The sequence below is a fragment of the Pollutimonas subterranea genome, assembly GCF_002849655.1.
In the GTDB taxonomy this organism is placed as follows: Bacteria; Pseudomonadota; Gammaproteobacteria; order Burkholderiales; family Burkholderiaceae_B; genus Pollutimonas; species Pollutimonas subterranea.
In genome coordinates, this window is the sequence record NZ_PDNW01000027.1 from 1 (window position 1) to 17,413 (window position 17,413).

Genomic DNA, 17,413 nt, shown 5'->3' on the forward strand with positions numbered 1-17,413 from the left:
TTAGGTGGCATCATTTTCCTGACGATTTGCTCTTTGAGCTCAGGGCTATAGGCGGACATGAAAACACTCCAACCGCCCCCTCATCTATTAGGTTCAAGTGACCGGACATCTATTGTGACAGAGGGGGATCCTGACCACCAATAAGGACTTCACCGACTGGGGCGAGTTCTTCCACCACGATAACGTGGCCATCCCGATTATCGACCGCGTTATCCATCATTCAAACATCTTTATGCTCGGCGGTGAGAGCTACCGACTGAAGCAGAAAACATCCAGTTAGCGAAGAATGGGTGGGTCAATTTTATTGGCCAAAAGTGGGTCAAAAGTAATGGCCATTGACACTCGGCCCCACCGAGGCCCTGAAAGTTGGTTGGTGATTTCCATAAAACGTCGATCCTGAACAATGTGCGTTAAAAAGTGGAGACAAGGGTTGTAATAGCGATGGCTATAAGAAGGTAGAGGGTGCTTAGCCAATACTTCCAAGAGCCGGGAATGTTTTGAGCAACCAAATTGCAAAACGGACCAGTTGCCCACTGGCCACGGCGATGCCCATCAGTACCAGAATCGCGCCAGTCACTATTTGCAGGTAGCGGCCTGTTCGGCGTAGCGCGCCGAGCCGACGCATAAACGGCGCCATGAAGTAGGCCGACAGGAGAAACGGCACACCAAGCCCTAACGCATAAATACCTAACAGCAGCATCCCCTGACCTACGCTCTGAGATGTAGCACCCAGCACCAGAATTCCGCCGAGCACTGGTCCAATACATGGGGTCCAACCAAAGCCAAAGGCCATGCCCAGCACGGTAGCGGACCACGGATTGCCCCCAACACCAGCCCCTGGCTCGAAACGGTAGTAGCGCTGCGTCCATACGGGGGCTCGCACCACTCCCATAATCAGTAGGCCTGCAACAACAATAATGACCCCTGCGACAATATTGAGTTCATAGCGGTAGGATAAAAACAAGCGCCCGATTGCTGTGATGCTGGCACCTAGGATCAGAAAAACCAAAGAGAAGCCCAGGACGAAGCATGCACTAAGGCCCAGCGTTCGCCATCGTGCGGCGCGGGCCTTTGCTGACGACGCACCAGACTCCATTGAGCCACCGGCAATATAAGAGAGATAGCCCGGCACGAGCGGTAAAACACATGGCGATAGGAACGACGCGATACCTGCGACAAACGCGGTCAATAATCCGATGGTCGTTAGCTCAAGCATCGAATTTCTCCCACAACATAATCTTTCGCATGACTATTTCTCACCGACGCTCACCTTGACCGATGAAGACAACAGCGCGGCATCGATCAAAGCTTCGACCTGTCGGCTGTCCCAAACGGCTGGCCCCAATGTGCGCCCTATTTCACGGCCTTCTTGATCGATCAGCAAGGTGGTGGGAACACCCGGGGCGCGAAGAGTGTTGGAAACCTTCGAGCTCGGGTCGAAATAACCACGCAGCGTTTGCACGCCAAATTCCTGATAGAACGGCTTGACCAGCGCGGTATCCCGATCAATTGATAATGCCACCACTTCAAATGCGGGGCCGCCTCGCTTGGCATTTAGCCTATCAAGCGACGGCATTTCTTCTCGGCATGGCGGACACCAGGTAGCCCAAATGTTGAGTAAAACAACACGGCCCCGAAAATCGGCCAAGGTCACGGTCTTACCCGTCGCATCCTGAAAGGAGATCAAAGGCAGTTCGCGGGGAGTATGCCAGCGCATGAAGCGCTGACCCCCTATGTCCACCGAAACATTAACTACGCCACTAAGAAGGCTTTTCGAGGCATTATTACGTTGATAAAAAAACAAAGCTGTCGCAATGGCGATCACGCTGATTAATGCCATCGCCGCCCATGCAATGATCTTAAAAGAGTTATTCATTGTTAATGTTCAGCATCCATCAGTTCTTGGCGGTCGCCGTTTCGGCTTGTTCTCGGCGAGTCCGCTCTATGGTGTTTGCGACGGCTTGCGCGGCGTCCGAATCAGCTGGAAGCAGTCCGAGTAACTGTTGCCAGTAATCGATAGCTCCCGGATAATCTTGGCGCTCTAGCGCTGCGGCGCCCGCCAAAGTCAGGGCGAATGGTTCCCGAGGATTAAGCGTTAACGCGCGCTCCAGCAGTTGTGTCGGCTCCCCTTTAAATCCCGCAGGGCGGCTTCTGGCGAGTGTTTCGGCATACTCTGACAATGCCAATGGATCCGTCTGGATGACGCTAGCCGCTTTGGCAAAAGCTGCGGCAGCATCTTCATACTTTTCCAAATAGCGATAAGAGCGCGCCAGCATGAGCCAGCCAGGAGCATCATCAGGATTGCGCGTCAGCCTCGCAGCGAGCGAATCCACCATGGCCTGCACATCGGCTTGTGTCATAGCGGGAGCATTTTGCGCCGGCGGTGGCGTAATGGCTGCGGGGTTCCCTATCGCCAGATAGGTAAGCGTTGCTGCCACGGGCAAGACGATGGCCAGCGCTATCGCGGCTGACTTGCTGCTATGGCGCCGTTGCCCGGTATCCTGCGCTGGTGTTGCCTCATCGAGCACACGTCGTTGCAGCTCTTGTTGGGCCGCAGCGTGATCAGGTAAAGACAATATACCGTTGGCGCGATCCTGCTCCAGTTCAACCAGTTGGTCCCGCAGTACCGCCGCATTGACGGCGTGATGCTCGACACTGCTGTCCAGCTTGGGGCTACGCCACAGAACAAACACTAGCCACAAGGTGACGCTAGCAGCAAGTAATGCAGCAATAAGGATAAAAATCAAATTCATGGTTATGTTCCGTTGTCCGTGGTTTGCGCTAGCAGCGCCTGCGCTCTCTTGCGCTCATCGTCGCTTAACAATGCGTCAGCCACACTGCGTTTCCGGCGACGCAATGTTGTCGCCAGAACGAGGAGCCCAAAGGCCAGCAGCAACATGGGGCCAAACCATAGCAATAGCGTGGTGGCTTTTAGTGGCGTGCGATAGAGTATGAAATCACCATAACGATCAACCATATAGGCTCTGATGTCGGTATCGCTTTTGCCCGCCTGGATCTGCTCACGTATCTGCTGACGCAAGTCCACGGCCAGGTCGGCGCGTGACGCCGCAATAGACTCGTTCTGGCACACCAGACAGCGCAATTCGGCCGCGATGCCCAGCATGCGCTTTTCCGCCGCTCCGTTATTCGCCCACGATGGCAAGGCGATGACGGCACACAACAATGTCAACCACCAATGTTTCATTTCTCAAGCTCCCGTATCAGGGGTAGAAGCGTGTCGCGCACCGCGCTGTCGGTTACCGCTCCGATGTGCTTGTAACGAATGAGCCCGGCTTTATCGATAACAAAGGTCTCAGGCACGCCATAAACGCCATAGTCGATACCCACGCGCCCTTGCGTATCGGATACGGACAACACATACCCATTGCCATGACGTTCCAACCACGAAATAGCTTCCCCGCGCACATCCTTGTAGTTAAGACCAACTATGGGGACTGCATGCGTTCTAGCCAAGGCCGTAATCACGGGATGCTCTTCAAGACAGGCATAGCACCAGGAGGCCCACACATTAAGCAGCCACACTTTGCCTTTCATCGCTTCCGGTGAAAACGTTTCTTCTGGGGACGCCAATTGAGGCAACGTGAAACTCGGTGCCGGTTTGTTAATAAAAGGCGAAGGGACTTCGCTGGGCTTGAGGGTCAAACCAAAAGCCAGGAAGCCCACCAGCACGACAAAAGCAACCAACGGCCATACAAAGCGACTCATGATGTGGCTCCTCCTGCAAGCAAGGCAGTCTTTCGTTCGCGACGCTTAAGTCGATAACGGCGATCACTGATGGCTAACAGCCCACCCAACGCCATCAAGATGCACCCAATCCAGATCCAATCAACGAATGGTTTGTAGTAAACCCGTACGCTCCAGGCACCGTCGGTGAGCGGCTCACCCAGGGCGACGTACACGTGACGCAACCCGTTGGCGTCAATGGCCGCTTCGGTCATGGGCATTTCCGAGGAGATGTAGCTGCGTTTTTCAGGGTGAAGCAGACGTAAGATTCGACCATCGCGTGACAGCTCGATATCACCGATTTCTGCGACATAATTAGGTCCCTGTGCTTTATTGACGCCTAGAAACTTCAAGTCATAGCCCCCTGCGCTTACCGTGCTGCCAGGCGTCATACGCACGTCCTGTTCGGTTTCATAGCCCATGACGAGCGTTACTCCCGCTACGAACACAGCAATGCCTAAATGGGCCAGATGCATGCCTAGCCAGCTAAGCGGTTGGGCTCGCAGCCCAGTGCGCGTAGCCCGCATACGGTCAACGATGCCCTTAACCACCGCAGTGGCAATCCACGTGGCCAGTGCCAAGCCTAAAGCCACCAACGCCGACCAACGCCCTAGCATGAATGGTGCGCCAACACCGATCACAAGCGCCACCACAGCTGGAACATGCAGGTGTTTCATCAGAGCGCTTATCTTGGCCGACTTCCAGTTAGCAACCGGGCCTACCGCCATGAGAAGCAGCGCGGGCACCATCAGCGGTATGAAAACGGCATTAAAGTATGGCGGCCCCACGGAAAGTTTGCCTAACCCGAGCGCATCAATGAAAAGCGGATATAACGTTCCGAGGATTACGGCACCCGCTGCTACGGCCAACAATACGTTGTTCACCAGCAAGAGAGATTCACGCGATATCAGTTCAAACCGTCCACCCATGCCCACCTTGGGCGCACGCAGCGCAAATAAAAACAAGGACGAGCCCACCACCACGGCGAATAGCATCAAAATGAACACGCCTCGGCGGGGATCGGTGGCGAAGGTGTGTACTGACGTTAATACGCCTGACCGTACGAGAAAGGCCCCCAGCAATGAAAGCGAGAACGTACTGATGGCAAGCAGCACCGTCCAGTTTTTAAAACTGGCACGCTTTTCGGTTACCGCCAGGGAGTGGATCAATGCCGTACCTACCAGCCACGGAATAAACGAAGAGTTCTCTACCGGGTCCCAGAACCACCAACCGCCCCAACCCAGTTCGTAATAGGCCCACCAACTTCCCAAGGCGATACCCAAGGTCAGGAACAGCCACGCTGCCGTCGCCCAGGGCCGGGACCAACGAGCCCACGTCGAGTCGAGCTGCCCCGCCAGCAGTGCGGCAATGGCAAATGCGAACGCTACCGAAAATCCGACATACCCCATGTACAGCAGTGGCGGATGAAATATCAGTCCAATATCTTGCAGTAGCGGATTCAGGTCCATACCCTCTATGGGTGCGGGTACCAGACGCTCGAACGGGTTCGAGGTAAGCAGCACAAAGAGCAGGAATCCAGCGGTGACCAGGCCCAGCACCCCCAATACGCGTGCAACCATGACATCGGGCAGTTGTTTTGAGAACACACTTACGGCGTACGCCCAGCCTGTTTGCATCAGCAGCCACAGCAAGAGCGATCCTTCGTGGCCGCCCCAGACGGCGGCGATACGGTAAAGCAAGGGCAATTGCGAGTTGGAGTTCTGGGCGACGTAAGCCACCGAAAAATCCTTAACAATAAAGGACCAACCAAGCGTCGCGAAGCTAACAATAATTAAAAGAAACTGCGCGCGCGCGGCCGGCCGAGCAAAGGCGATCCAGACGGCATTGCCACGCGCCGCACCAGCGAGGGCTAAACACCCTTGCGCAAGTGCCACGAATAGCGTCAGAATCATTGAGAAGTGACCGAGTTCAGCAATCATGAGCGTTATGGCCTCGTAGCAGTCGTATTCTTGGCGGCCTCATCCAGCGCGTGTTGCGCTTCAGCCGGCATATAGTTTTCATCATGTTTAGCAAGCACCTCTTCAGCTCGGAACAACCCATCGGCCCCGAGCTTGCCTTGGGCCACGACCCCTTTGCCTTCACTAAACAAGTCGGGCAATATCCCCGTATAGCTGACCGGTATCATTTTGGCGGTATCGGTCACGACGAACTTCACCGTGAGCCCATCACTTTGGCGTTGCACACTGCCGGTTTGCACCATGCCTCCGACACGGAACGTCCGCTCCTGGGGGGCTTCACCGGCACTCACCTGCGTAGGCGTGAAAAAGAACACAAGGTTGCTTTGAAAAGCATTGAGCACTAGGGCTGTGGCAATGCCAAACGCGGTCAAGCCACCAGCAATGAGCGCGAGGCGCTTATGGCGTTTTTTCATCGAGATTCCTCTTCCCTCAAAATTAACCGGCGCTTTACTAGCGATAAAGCCGCTAGTCGGCGCTGGCGCAGCAGATACCATTCGGCGCCGAGAACGACAATGGCAATACCGAATGAACCCCATACGTACAGCCCATAGCCGCCCATGGCAAAAAATTCAGCAGGACTTGTCCAATTCATTGCTTTACCTCCTTCAATTTGTCTAACCATCCGGCATGGTGTTCACGTTCCAAAATGATGCAGCGCACGCGCATCAGCGTGATCGCCACCGTATACATCCACGACGCCACGACCATAAGCAGCATGCCAATGAGCATGAGCGCGGCCATTGAAGGGGCTTGTGTCAGCGAAACAGACGCGCCTTGATGCAAGGTGTTCCACCACTGCACCGAAAAATAAATAATTGGGATATTGACCACGCCGACAAGGGCAAGGACAGCACCGGCCTTATCCGCGCGCCGCGGCTCATCAACCGCTGACTGAAGCGCCATAAAACCGATGTACAAAAAGAGCAGAATCAGCTCGGAAGTCAGGCGTGCATCCCAGACCCACCACGTCCCCCACATGGGCTTGCCCCACAGGGCGCCTGTCCAGAGTGAAAGGAACGTGAACGTGGCGCCGGTGGGAGCCAAGGCCGAGGCCATCATCGCTGCTAAGCGACTGTTAAATGCCAGTCCCACTGCGGCCCAGAAAGCCATGACCAAATAAATGAACATTGACATCCAAGAGACCGGCACGTGCAGGAAGATGATGCGATAACCCTCACCTTGCTGGGCGTCGGTGGGCGCCATGAAGAAACCCACGTACATTCCTATGATTGCCAGAATCGTTGCGGCGGCCGCAAACCATGGAATCATCTTGCCGGCAAGGGGGTAAAACATCTTTGGCGATGAATACTTAAACCAATTAATCATTCACTTACTCATTATTCCAAGGCGATCCGTAGTGCCACGGTCGTGGCCAGCGGTGCAAAAAAACCGGTTAAAACCAGCACGGCGCCCAGCAACGACAGATTCGCCGTAGCGCCCAGGCCGGCTGCGGCGGCGTCTACCGAACCCGCGCCAAAGATCAGCACCGGCACATACAGCGGAAGTACAAGCAAGGCGACCAGGACACTGCCGCCTCGCAGGCCCAGGGTCAAACTCGCTCCGATCGCGCCAATAAAGCTAAGCACCGGCGTACCAAGGGCCAGCGACGCAGCCAGCACCAATAACGACGGGGTTGGTAAATCAAATTGCAATGCCAGCAGGGGAGCCAGCAACGTCAAGGGCAAACCCGTCAACAGCCAATACGCGAGCACCTTGCCGAGCACCAGCATTCCTAGCGGAGCAGGTGAAAGAGCCATTTGCTCCAGGGTGCCGTCGGCATAATCCTGTTCGAACAACCGATTAAGCGACAACATAGTCGCCAGCAACGCCGACACCCAAAGAATGCCCGGCGCGATCTGCCGCAACGTGTCACGCTCAGACCCAATGCCCAACGGAAATAGACTGACCACAATGACAAAGAAAAAAAGCGGTGTCAGCACATCGGACTTGCGTCGCATAGCCAGCCTTAAATCCCGATGTATTACCCCGCGCAGTACGGATAAGCCAATCGTGTCGCTCATACGCCTACCCGTATAACGTGCACCGTGCCTGCCAAGGTCAAATCCTGATGCGTCGTCAAGACTGCAATCCCGCCATCACTCAGATGCTGGTCGATCACCCGTACTACCCATTGGCTCGCTTGGGCATCCAATGCCGTCAAGGGTTCATCGAGCACCCACAAGGTACGTTTTTGCAGCAAGAGCCTGGCCAGATTGACACGACGCTTTTGCCCCTGCGACAAGGCTCGCACCGATAGATGCTCCCTACCCTGCAATCCAGCCTTGCCTAAAGCTTCGTACACAGCGTCCTGGGTAACGAGCTCGTCCGTCAACGCCATGCTGAAAATTAAGTTTTCCGTCGCACTTAGATCATCCTTCAGGCCCAACGGGTGTCCGCAATACAGTAGCTCGCGACGGTACTCATCGCCCAGCTTCTTAATCGGACTACTGCGCCAATCAATGGCGCCGGCAGCCGGAGGCGTCAGCCCCACCAGCATGCGCAAAAGACTGGTTTTGCCGCTGCCGTTCTCGCCACGCACCAACAGGCACTCGCCGGCCTTAAGCTGAAAGTTCAGGTTATGAAATAGGCGTCGCTCACCGCGCACGCAGTCCAGATTGATGGCTTCAAGCACCGTCGACCTTTGCTCGCAATAACGTTAATCACCAGGTGATATCGGTATTTAGGCTAAGTGCTGATCTGCAACGGACCATCCGTTACATGCGGCACTAAGCGCTACCGTCGCAAGTAGCTGGGCGCACGCTCAAAGTTAATTGAACGCGACGACGCTGAGAACGTAGGTGTGGGGCAAGAAGAAAGTCGAATCAGCGGCGTGCCAGCTTAGGCAATAAAAAGCCACTGAGGCCGCTCGGGCCGCTCGGAAAAGGTCGGTAAGCTTAGCAGCGCCTCTTGAAACTGGGGGGCCAAGCTAGACGATAAGGAAGGGATAGTTTGATGTGCAGATGAAATAATCGACGCCGCAGGCGCTTGGCACGAATGCTCATACTGGCCCAAGAACCCCGAAGTTGAACCCGTTTGCTCAGACCCGTCAGTTAAAGCGACACGCGGCTCTTGAGCTTCGCTATAACAAGGCTCGATGCAAATCTCCCTTTCCGGCTGGCAATACACGCTCACGACGCCCCAGGAGACCTGAAGCGGCAGCATAACCAGCATAAAAATAAGGAGAAATTTCTTCATTGCAGGAACGATTGTACCAAGTGAAAAGCGTGTCTTACAAACGAAGGTATGAAAAGTTGAAGTCGGGGTCGGTTATTTTACAATCGCGATCATGGACCTGACCGCTTATCCCAACAATGGGAGCGCCCTGTCTTGCGACACTGCCTGTACCGCAGGCAAGATCCAGAACTCGCTCGCCGTTTGGGTGCTAAGGTTTGGTTGCTGGCTCACTGGGCTTTCCTGATCACAATTACGCGCACTCTAATGTCGCAACAAGCCCGATTCAGATTACCGAATCGGGCTTGTCATTGAATAACCCCAGCATACTGGAGCCACATCGAAGGGGTCGGCCTTACGGAATGCTGCGGTACGTGATCCCATTGGGATTGGGGCCAACTGAATAGGTAGCGACCACATCTTGAGTGCTTGTGTCGATTGCACTTACGGTGTTGTCTTTGGTGTTGGTAATGAATACGAAACCGCCATCGGTGCTCGCGACCACGCCATGTGCGCCTTTGCCAGTGACCACGGTGTTTATAACGCTTTGGCTTTTCGTGTCGATCACCGAAACCGTGTCATCCGGATTGTTATCGCTTCCCTGGTTAGCTACGTACATTTTGCTGCCGCCAGCTGCTGCGTAGAGTTGAATGGGGTTACGCCCGACGCTTACGGTCTTTATGACTTTCCTGGAGGAAGTATCGATGATCGCCACACTGTCTTCATCTCGTAGCGACACATAGACGTGCTTACCATCGGGCGTGAAGGCCACTTGTACCGGTGCTTTGCCAACAGAAACGCGCGCCGCCTCTTTAAGGCTTTGGGTATCGATGATCGATACCGTATTGTCGGTAACGTTTGCTACATAAAGCTCCCGTCCGTCCGGGCTTAACCGCAAGCCGTGCGGATAACCTCCAGTAGCAACTTCAGCGATGACTTTCTTCCCTTGGATGTCGACTACCGATACCCGATCTGTATCGGCGTTCGTGATATAGGCGTAGCGTCCGTCCCGACTGGTGACGACGTGCGAAGGGTGGCTCCCAGCAGGTAGTGCTTCCAGTGCCTGTCCGAGCTCGCTAGCGTTGAGAATTAGTAACCCGGCGTCACCCTCCGCGTGCGAATCGGCTTTAACAGAAGTCGAAGTCCCTCCTGCGCCGCCATGCGTCCCATGACCACCAGTCTTCACGGCTGGTGTACCGACGGCAAGCAATGTCTTGCCGTCGGGGGAGATTTGGACATTATGTGGTATGACAGCTATTTGCGCTGTACGCACATCCCCCGTACTTAGGGTGATTTCGCTAATAGAACCATCTCCTTCATTGGCGCTATACACGACGCCATTTGGCAAGGTTGCCGCGTGGACTGCGGTTGCGGACAGTGCAAAGGCAATGGCAACAAGTACAGGACGAATTCTAAACATGTTGAATCTCCAATATGAGCAAAGTGGGTTGGCTTCAAAGGTGGCATCAGAGCCGCTTGATGACAACTATATTGGCCGGCCACTGACAGGACGATGACCGCAGCATTACTCTTTCGTAATGCTGCGACATTAGCCCCAATGCATCAAAACCGACCGAGCTGGCCACCGCCACTGCGAGCGGTCCTCTTAACCGCCAGAAGAAGACTCCTCCGTACACTGCACGCCGATAAATTTCCGGCCGCCAGCCCCGCACATGACAAAAATGTAATTTCACTGGAACAGCCCAAATAAGCTGATGCATGGCACCATAGAGCTTTTCGTTCGCCTAAGCGCGGAAAATGTCCATGGCCGTGCACGAGGCAGGACATGCCGCTCACTCTTGAAAAGGTTTTCATGTCATGGAGCAGAACAAGATTCAACATTCCGACCACCAGAATGTAAAACAGCCGGACTCCGATTCGCAGCTCACCGATCCCGTGTGCGGCATGAATGTCACAAAAAATTCCTCAAATCACATTCAGCGTGACGGAAAGGCTTTCTATTTTTGCAGTACGAAGTGTCTGGAAACGTTCAAGCACGATCCTGAGAAGTTCCTCGCAGCAAAAAAAAACGAGGACGCAGTGACTTTCGAGCAAGCAGCTCCGGGCACGATCTACACCTGCCCCATGCATCCCGAGATCCGGCAGGAGCACCCGGGAAGCTGTCCCAAATGCGGCATGGCGCTCGAACCGCTGATGCCCAGCCTGGAAGATGACAACCCCGAACTGAAAGACTTTTCGCGACGATTCTGGTGGACGCTGCCCTTTTCCGTTGTCGTCACCGTGCTGGCCATGTTTGGCCCCCAGCTTGGCTGGTTCAACATAACGACGCAAACGTGGATCGAGCTCGTGCTCTCGATTCCTGTGGTGTTATGGTCGGGGCAGCCATTTTTCGTGCGTGGCTGGCAATCGATTATCAACCGCAGCCCTAACATGTGGACGCTCATTGGGCTGGGCACAGGTGCGGCATTTGTCTACAGCACCGTTGCGACGGTCGCCCCGGGCGTATTTCCTGAAACGTTCATGTCGATGGGGCGCGTTGACGTTTACTTTGAAGCCGCAGTGGTCATTATTTCCTTGACACTATTCGGCCAGGTTCTCGAGCTGCGGGCGCGATCGCAAACTTCGGCCGCCATCAAGTCTTTACTTGGCCTGGCCCCCAAGACGGCCCGCCGCATCAACGCGGACGGAACCGAAGAGGACGTACCGCTTTCGAATGTCCATGAAGGCGATCGTTTGCGCGTGCGCCCAGGGGAAAAGGTACCGGTGGATGGCCTTGTCGAAGACGGCACGAGTTCCTTGGATGAGTCGATGCTAACCGGAGAATCTCTGCCGGTGAGCAAGCGGCCAGGCGACAGAGTCATCGGGGCAACCCTGAATACGTCTGGTGCGCTGGTGATCCGTGCCGAGAAGGTCGGCTCGGCCACGGTGCTCTCGCAAATCGTCCAGCTCGTCGCCCAGGCGCAGCGCTCCCGCGCACCGATGCAACGCATGGCTGACCTTGTGGCCGGTTATTTCGTCATGGCCGTGGTCGCCATCGCCATCGTCACGCTGTTTGTCTGGGGCATTTTCGGTCCACAGCCAAGCTGGGTTTATGGCTTGATCAACGCCGTAGCCGTGTTGATCATCGCCTGCCCTTGTGCATTGGGGCTGGCCACACCCATGTCCGTCATGGTCGCAACGGGCCGAGGCGCCACGCAAGGCGTGCTCTTTCGCGATGCAGCCGCGATCGAGAACCTGCGCAAAGTCGATACGCTGATTGTCGATAAAACCGGCACCTTGACCGAAGGCCGGCCCGCGTTCGAGCAAGCGATCCCCGCCGGCGATATGGAAGCCGACGAGGTGCTGCGCCTTGCCGCAAGCCTGGATCAGGGCAGCGAACATCCCTTGGCCGACGCCATCGTCGACGCGGCGCGCAAGCAAGGCATGGCCTTGAGTCCCGTCTTTGATTTTGAATCGGGCAGCGGCATTGGCGTTCGCGGCCAGGTCGACGGCAAAATGTTGGCATTGGGCAATACCGCGCTCATGCAGCAAGAAAGGGTGGATGTCCTGCCGCTGACTACCACCGCTGAGTCCTTCCGGACCACGGGCGCCAGCGTCATGTATCTTGCAGTTGATGGCCGGTTGGCGGGCTTGCTGGCCGTCTCCGATCCCATCAAGGACAGTACGCCTGAAGCGATGCGCACGCTGAAGGCGGCGGGAGTCCGCGTCATCATGGCCACCGGAGACGGCGTCTCGACCGCGAAAGCCGTCGCGAAACGCCTGGGCATTGACGAAGTTTACGGCGAGGTCAAACCCGCCGACAAGCTGGACTTGGTTAACAAGCTCCAATCGCAGGGGCGCATTGTCGCCATGGCGGGCGACGGCATCAACGACGCACCGGCTCTAGCCAAAGCAAATGTCGGCATTGCCATGGGAACCGGCACCGACGTGGCCATGAACAGTGCCCAAATCACGCTGGTCAAAGGGGATCTACGCGGTATCTCCACGGCTCAGCACCTGTCAAACATGACGGTGGCCAATATGAAGCAAAACCTCGGCTTCGCATTCATTTACAACGCACTGGGCGTGCCGCTGGCAGCGGGTGTCTTATATCCGTTTACTGGACTTTTGCTCTCGCCGTTGATCGCGGCACTGGCCATGAGCCTGAGTTCGGCGTCAGTCGTATTTAACGCACTACGACTGCGAAAATCCGTCTAAGGCCAAGTTTTCCTTGCGTGTGCGCGACATCCAATAATAGTACACATAGACCACGGTCATTACAGCTTTGTAATGACCGCGACATCTCTATGACAGGCCATGGTGAGTATAGTCAAGACAGTAGCCAACCTCTTGACTATTAATTGCTGCAAGGAGCTCACCATGAGAATAGTTCGTTTAGTTGTTTCTTCTATTATTTTAAGTTCGGCTAGCGCTTTAGCCCTGGCTCAGACCGCAGACGAGCACAACGTCCACCATCCTGAGTTGGCCGCGACGGGCGGGACGTCAGCATCAGGCCAAACAGATGTGGATCCGGCTCTGTTAGAAAAGCAAATGGATACGCACATGCAGACGATGCATGCATTTCATGAAAAGCTTCAGAAGGCGAGCCCCGATGAACGGCAAGCACTGATGTCCGAGCACCATAAGCTAATGCAGGAAGGCATGAAAATGATGGGAATGGCTTCTGCGGGAATGCAAGGTATGGGAATGAAGGACGGTATGTCTCCCCAAACAGCCGAAAAGACTTCCACGAAATCATCAGCGGCACACCACACGATGATGCTAAAGCGCATGGACATGATGCAGTCGATGATGCAAATGATGATGGATCGCATGCCTGCGCCTACTACTCCACCCCAGTAACCTAGTCTTCTTAAGGACCATGAACTGACAACCAATGGGTAAACCGACATGACCACCAAAAAATCGTATAAACCGCAGGAAATAGTCCGCCCTGATGCATCAGAAAAAGACAGTACAGCTGGCCCACCAGGAAATACTCTGGGGCTTTTTTCAGCTGCTGGACTGCCGTCGGTCGACGCGATGAGGGAGTATGCAGTCGATGCTTGGCAACGAAGCATCCTCTATGCAGACGTGATGCGCCAGCGCGGCAACCAGTACCAGGCCCACCTCACGGAAGAGGTTCCGCATGTCCTGGACTTCCCTTCTGAAGTGGTTATGTTCGGCCGGGACTTGCCTCGTCCCGTGAATTATTGGCTGGTACGGATCATACCGCCTTACGATAAGCCTACGGACCACATGAAGCGACCGTTCGTGGTGATCGATCCACGCGCCGGCCACGGCCCCGGTATTGGCGGCTTCAAAGTCGACAGTGAGATCGGTGTAGTGATCGGCGCCGGCCATCCATGCTATTTCATTGGCTTCTTGCCCGACCCGGTACCGGGGCAGACAATCGAGGACGTGATGCACGCCGAAGCCGCCTTTCTGGAAAAGGTGATTGCGCTGCACCCATGCCGCGAGGGCAAACCGGCCGTCATCGGCAATTGCCAAGCGGGGTGGCAGATCCTGATGACCGCAGCGATGCGTCCCGAATTGTTCGGCCCAATCATTGTCGCCGGCGCACCGCTGTCGTATTGGGCTGGCTGGCGCGGGCGTAACCCCATGCGCTATGCCGCAGGCCTGCTTGGTGGCAGTTGGCTCACTGCAATGACCAGCGACCTTGGCGCTGGACGCTTTGATGGCGCCTGGTTGGTGCAAAACTTCGAAAACCTGAATCCAGCCAATACGCTATGGAGCAAACAACATCACGTATACACCAACATCGACGACGAGGCCCCACGTTACTTGGGCTTTGAAAAATATTGGGGTGGATACGTCTACCTCAATGATGTTGAGATGCAGTACATCGTTGACAATCTGTTCGTTGGCAACCGCCTTGCCACGACCGAACTGCTCACCTCGGACGGCGTGCGTATCGACCTGCGCAACATTCGCTCGCCAATCGTGGTGTTCTGCTCCTATGGCGACAACATTACACCGCCACCGCAGGCGCTAGGCTGGATCACTGACCTGTACGACGATGACAAGGATGTGCTGACGCACGATCAAACCATTATTTACGCCACTCACGAAAGCGTCGGCCACCTGGGCATCTTCGTCTCCGGGGCGGTTAGCCGCAAAGAGCATCATAAGTTCGCCACCAACATCGACTTGATTGACGTCCTGCCCGCCGGCATTTACCGGGCAACGATTGCAGAAAATCCACAAAAAGATGCAGTGCTTTCTACCGAAAGCTATGAACTGTCAGTCCAACGTGAAGGCATCGCCAGCGTGCGTGAAATCGTTCAGCCAGACCCTGAGAGTGACCGGCGTTTCGCCGCCGTGGCGCAAGTATCGAAGATCAACCTCGGTTTGTACCGTCAGTTTGTACAGCCCTGGGTGCGCCAGGCAGTGACGCCACAGACGGCGTACTGGGTACAGACCGTGCATCCGTTGCGGCTTTCTTACGAATGGTGGTCTGATCGCAATCCATTAGCACCGGTCATAGCTAATACGGCGAAAAAAGTCCGCGAGCAACGCACACCCATTGCCGGCGACAATCCTTTTCTGCAAATCCAGGGAGCGTGGTCGGACGCTATCGTAAAGACGTTGAACCTCTGGCAAGACGTTCGCGACGACGCCTACGAAAAGGTTTTTGAATGGACATACAGCTCACCTTGGGTACAAGCACTCACCGGAGAAGCGGCCGATGATGAATCCTCGCGCAGGCGACCCAGTGTTTCGCCCGAACACCGGGCCTTTGTGGCGCAAGAAATCGCTGGGCTTCGCAATGCGGCAGCTGAAGGCGGCGCCGTCGAGGCAGGTATTCGAGCCGTATTCTATATTCACCGCTTCTGCAGTTCAATCGACGAACGACGTGCCAATCTGACGCTTGAGCTGCATCAACCCGACTGCAATCTTGGCTTTAACATGGACTCTTTCCGAGACATCGTACGTCGACAAGCCAACATCATCCGTATTGATGCCGACGCGGCAATCGCCGCGTTGCCCCAATTACTTGCGCGCGAGGAACCGGCACGAATTCGCGAAGTCGCGCGAACATTGGAGCGTCTACGCAGCCTTGGGCCGCTATCGACGATTGAAGAATCGAGCTTGACGCACATGCTAGATGTCTTCAATGTTGCAGCGACAAGTCAGGAGGCTGTACTGTCCTAAAGTCGGCGAAGACCTATGTACCGAACGTGTGTATGTCAAAAGGCAAAACAACCGCATCCTCTAAAACTGTACCAATCGTTCTAACGGTGCGCGTAATGCAGCGCCGTTCTAACGCCTGGAACCGACGAGTGCTCAGTTGCGACGAAAGCGATACCCTTGCTTATAGCGTGCGCGCTCGGGCGCAATGATGCAGCTCACTTCGCGCTCTACCCATTACTGCGCGGTGCCTAATCTCGAGAAAACGCCTTACCCGTGAAGTCCACAGTAATCAGATTGCCGTCAAGCTGGCCCATGCCAGGCGCGTTTAAAGGCATGCCAGGCGCCGACACCCCCTTTACTGACGCGTCGGTGATCAATTTTTTGACGGCGTTAGCCGGCACATGCCCCTCGATAACTTGGCCGGTGGCCTTGATCACACCCGTGTGACATGAACCAAGCTGCGACGGCACCCCGAGTTTTTGTTTCACCGAAGCCATGTCGGTAGTCTTAATCGCCGTAACGTCAAAGCCTGACTTGCGCATGTGCTCGACCCAGCCTGTGCAGCAGCCACAATTGGGATCCTGGTATACGGTGATGGCCGTACCGGCAGCATGTGCAAAGGATGATGCGGTAGCTAAGGCAGCCGCTGCTAACCATAATTTCATAAAAACTTGCTCCAAGGAAAACGTAAGACCTAGACGTCTAACAATACAAATAAAGGTGCACTCAATTGCATCAGTTCTCTCGTTGCAAAGTAACTTCCTTTTGCGCCGCGAGAACTTTTGGCGGCCAGCTGCTTTTGATATAAGCGAGTACCGCATTGATCTCTTGGTCGCTAAGGACGTCGCAGTACGCCGGCATGTCGCTCACATAGCCCGGAGGCGCCGTCCGCCCTGGTACCAGACCGTTCTTGACCATATCCACCAGCATTACATCGGGATGGTGCCAAGGTGATCATATTCGGTTCCGCATGCTGCATCCCTGGTATTTTTTGCATTTCTGCAGCAAGGGCCTTCAAATTGGCAATCGATCCGATCACCATTTCGTGAGGGATTTTCCCCTTATCCTTGATAAAGAAGCGCACGGTCTCGCCGGCACTAACGTGGATTTCGCTCGGCGTAAATCGCATTGTGTCGTCCATCGTGAGTTCTATTGTGCGTGTCACTTTAGCGGGGCCGCCAGGTGTACCAGTTGGCAGCGGCGCGCTAGAAAGGGGGTCAGTATTACATCGGCGCTAACATTTAGGTAGACAGCCGTTCCACACTGCCATTAAAAAAGGGAAAAAGCATAACAGAACCGAAAACTCAAACCGGCCATAAAACGGCTTTCTGCTTGAATTCACTCTCTACCTGTTCGTAATCTGCGATTCTTCCAATTTTAGCGGGCCACTGGATTCCTATGCAGGCAACAACTGACGTACGGCT

Annotated in this window: 17 protein-coding genes; 4 read left to right on the plus strand and 13 right to left on the minus strand. The window is 55.1% G+C overall.

Annotation, left to right across the window (positions count from 1 at the left end):
• Nucleotides 1-130: 130 nt before the first annotated feature.
• A complete protein-coding gene (locus CR159_RS22290; protein ID WP_369406270.1) occupies nt 131-280 on the plus strand; it encodes an ATP-binding protein in 150 nt (49 codons plus the stop codon).
• 186 nt (nt 281-466) lie between these two features.
• Here CR159_RS22290 and CR159_RS19830 read toward each other — a convergent pair whose 3' ends face one another.
• From CR159_RS19830 to CR159_RS19890, 12 genes are all read right to left on the minus strand, one after another.
• Complete coding sequence (locus CR159_RS19830; RefSeq protein ID WP_102075687.1) at nt 467-1,216, minus strand: cytochrome c biogenesis CcdA family protein; 750 nt, start codon at nt 1,214-1,216, stop codon at nt 467-469.
• Between the two features lie 33 nt (nt 1,217-1,249).
• A complete protein-coding gene (locus CR159_RS19835; RefSeq protein WP_233208423.1) occupies nt 1,250-1,876 on the minus strand; it encodes a TlpA family protein disulfide reductase in 627 nt (208 codons plus the stop codon).
• A 19-nt stretch (nt 1,877-1,895) separates the two neighbouring features.
• The gene (gene ccmI / locus CR159_RS19840; RefSeq protein WP_102075688.1) at nt 1,896-2,753 is read right to left on the minus strand and encodes a c-type cytochrome biogenesis protein CcmI; all 858 of its coding nucleotides are present in this window, start codon (nt 2,751-2,753) and stop codon (nt 1,896-1,898) included.
• Nucleotides 2,754-2,755: 2 nt separating this feature from the next.
• On the minus strand, nt 2,756-3,205 hold the full coding sequence (locus tag CR159_RS19845) for a cytochrome c-type biogenesis protein (protein ID WP_102075689.1): 450 nt from the start codon (nt 3,203-3,205) through the stop codon (nt 2,756-2,758).
• Nucleotides 3,202-3,726, minus strand: a complete 525-nt coding sequence (locus CR159_RS19850; protein ID WP_102075690.1) for a DsbE family thiol:disulfide interchange protein — start codon at nt 3,724-3,726, stop codon at nt 3,202-3,204. The genes CR159_RS19845 and CR159_RS19850 overlap by 4 nt, the downstream gene beginning before the upstream one ends.
• Nucleotides 3,723-5,684, minus strand: a complete 1,962-nt coding sequence (locus tag CR159_RS19855) for a heme lyase CcmF/NrfE family subunit (RefSeq protein WP_102075691.1) — start codon at nt 5,682-5,684, stop codon at nt 3,723-3,725. The genes CR159_RS19850 and CR159_RS19855 overlap by 4 nt, the downstream gene beginning before the upstream one ends.
• A gap of 5 nt (nt 5,685-5,689) precedes the next feature.
• The gene (ccmE, locus tag CR159_RS19860; protein ID WP_102075692.1) at nt 5,690-6,136 is read right to left on the minus strand and encodes a cytochrome c maturation protein CcmE; all 447 of its coding nucleotides are present in this window, start codon (nt 6,134-6,136) and stop codon (nt 5,690-5,692) included.
• Nucleotides 6,133-6,315, minus strand: a complete 183-nt coding sequence (gene ccmD / locus CR159_RS19865) for a heme exporter protein CcmD (protein WP_102075693.1) — start codon at nt 6,313-6,315, stop codon at nt 6,133-6,135. The genes ccmE and ccmD overlap by 4 nt, the downstream gene beginning before the upstream one ends.
• The gene (gene ccmC, locus CR159_RS19870) at nt 6,312-7,049 is read right to left on the minus strand and encodes a heme ABC transporter permease CcmC (RefSeq protein ID WP_102075694.1); all 738 of its coding nucleotides are present in this window, start codon (nt 7,047-7,049) and stop codon (nt 6,312-6,314) included. Before ccmC ends, ccmD begins: the two co-directional genes overlap by 4 nt.
• 11 nt (nt 7,050-7,060) lie before the next feature.
• Nucleotides 7,061-7,744 (minus strand): heme exporter protein CcmB, encoded by a 684-nt coding sequence (gene ccmB / locus CR159_RS19875; protein WP_102075695.1) that lies wholly within the window; start codon nt 7,742-7,744, stop codon nt 7,061-7,063.
• Entirely contained in the window at nt 7,741-8,355 is a 615-nt protein-coding gene (ccmA, locus tag CR159_RS19880; RefSeq protein ID WP_102075696.1) for a cytochrome c biogenesis heme-transporting ATPase CcmA, read from the minus strand. The genes ccmB and ccmA overlap by 4 nt, the downstream gene beginning before the upstream one ends.
• Nucleotides 8,356-9,249: 894 nt before the next feature.
• Entirely contained in the window at nt 9,250-10,314 is a 1,065-nt protein-coding gene (locus CR159_RS19890) for a YncE family protein (RefSeq protein WP_102075697.1), read from the minus strand.
• A gap of 398 nt (nt 10,315-10,712) precedes the next feature.
• On the opposite strand from CR159_RS19890, the gene CR159_RS19895 reads away from it, so the two are divergent.
• From CR159_RS19895 to CR159_RS19905, 3 genes are all read left to right on the plus strand, one after another.
• Nucleotides 10,713-13,052: a heavy metal translocating P-type ATPase gene (locus CR159_RS19895; protein WP_102075698.1), complete on the plus strand. Its 2,340-nt coding sequence runs from the start codon at nt 10,713-10,715 to the stop codon at nt 13,050-13,052.
• 162 nt (nt 13,053-13,214) lie between these two features.
• Nucleotides 13,215-13,697: a hypothetical protein gene (locus CR159_RS19900; RefSeq protein ID WP_102075699.1), complete on the plus strand. Its 483-nt coding sequence runs from the start codon at nt 13,215-13,217 to the stop codon at nt 13,695-13,697.
• A 180-nt stretch (nt 13,698-13,877) separates the two neighbouring features.
• Nucleotides 13,878-16,010: a DUF3141 domain-containing protein gene (locus CR159_RS19905; protein WP_199173378.1), complete on the plus strand. Its 2,133-nt coding sequence runs from the start codon at nt 13,878-13,880 to the stop codon at nt 16,008-16,010.
• 227 nt (nt 16,011-16,237) lie between these two features.
• Here CR159_RS19905 and CR159_RS19910 read toward each other — a convergent pair whose 3' ends face one another.
• Nucleotides 16,238-16,654: a DUF411 domain-containing protein gene (locus CR159_RS19910; RefSeq protein ID WP_102075701.1), complete on the minus strand. Its 417-nt coding sequence runs from the start codon at nt 16,652-16,654 to the stop codon at nt 16,238-16,240.
• Between the last annotated feature and the right edge of the window lie 759 nt (nt 16,655-17,413).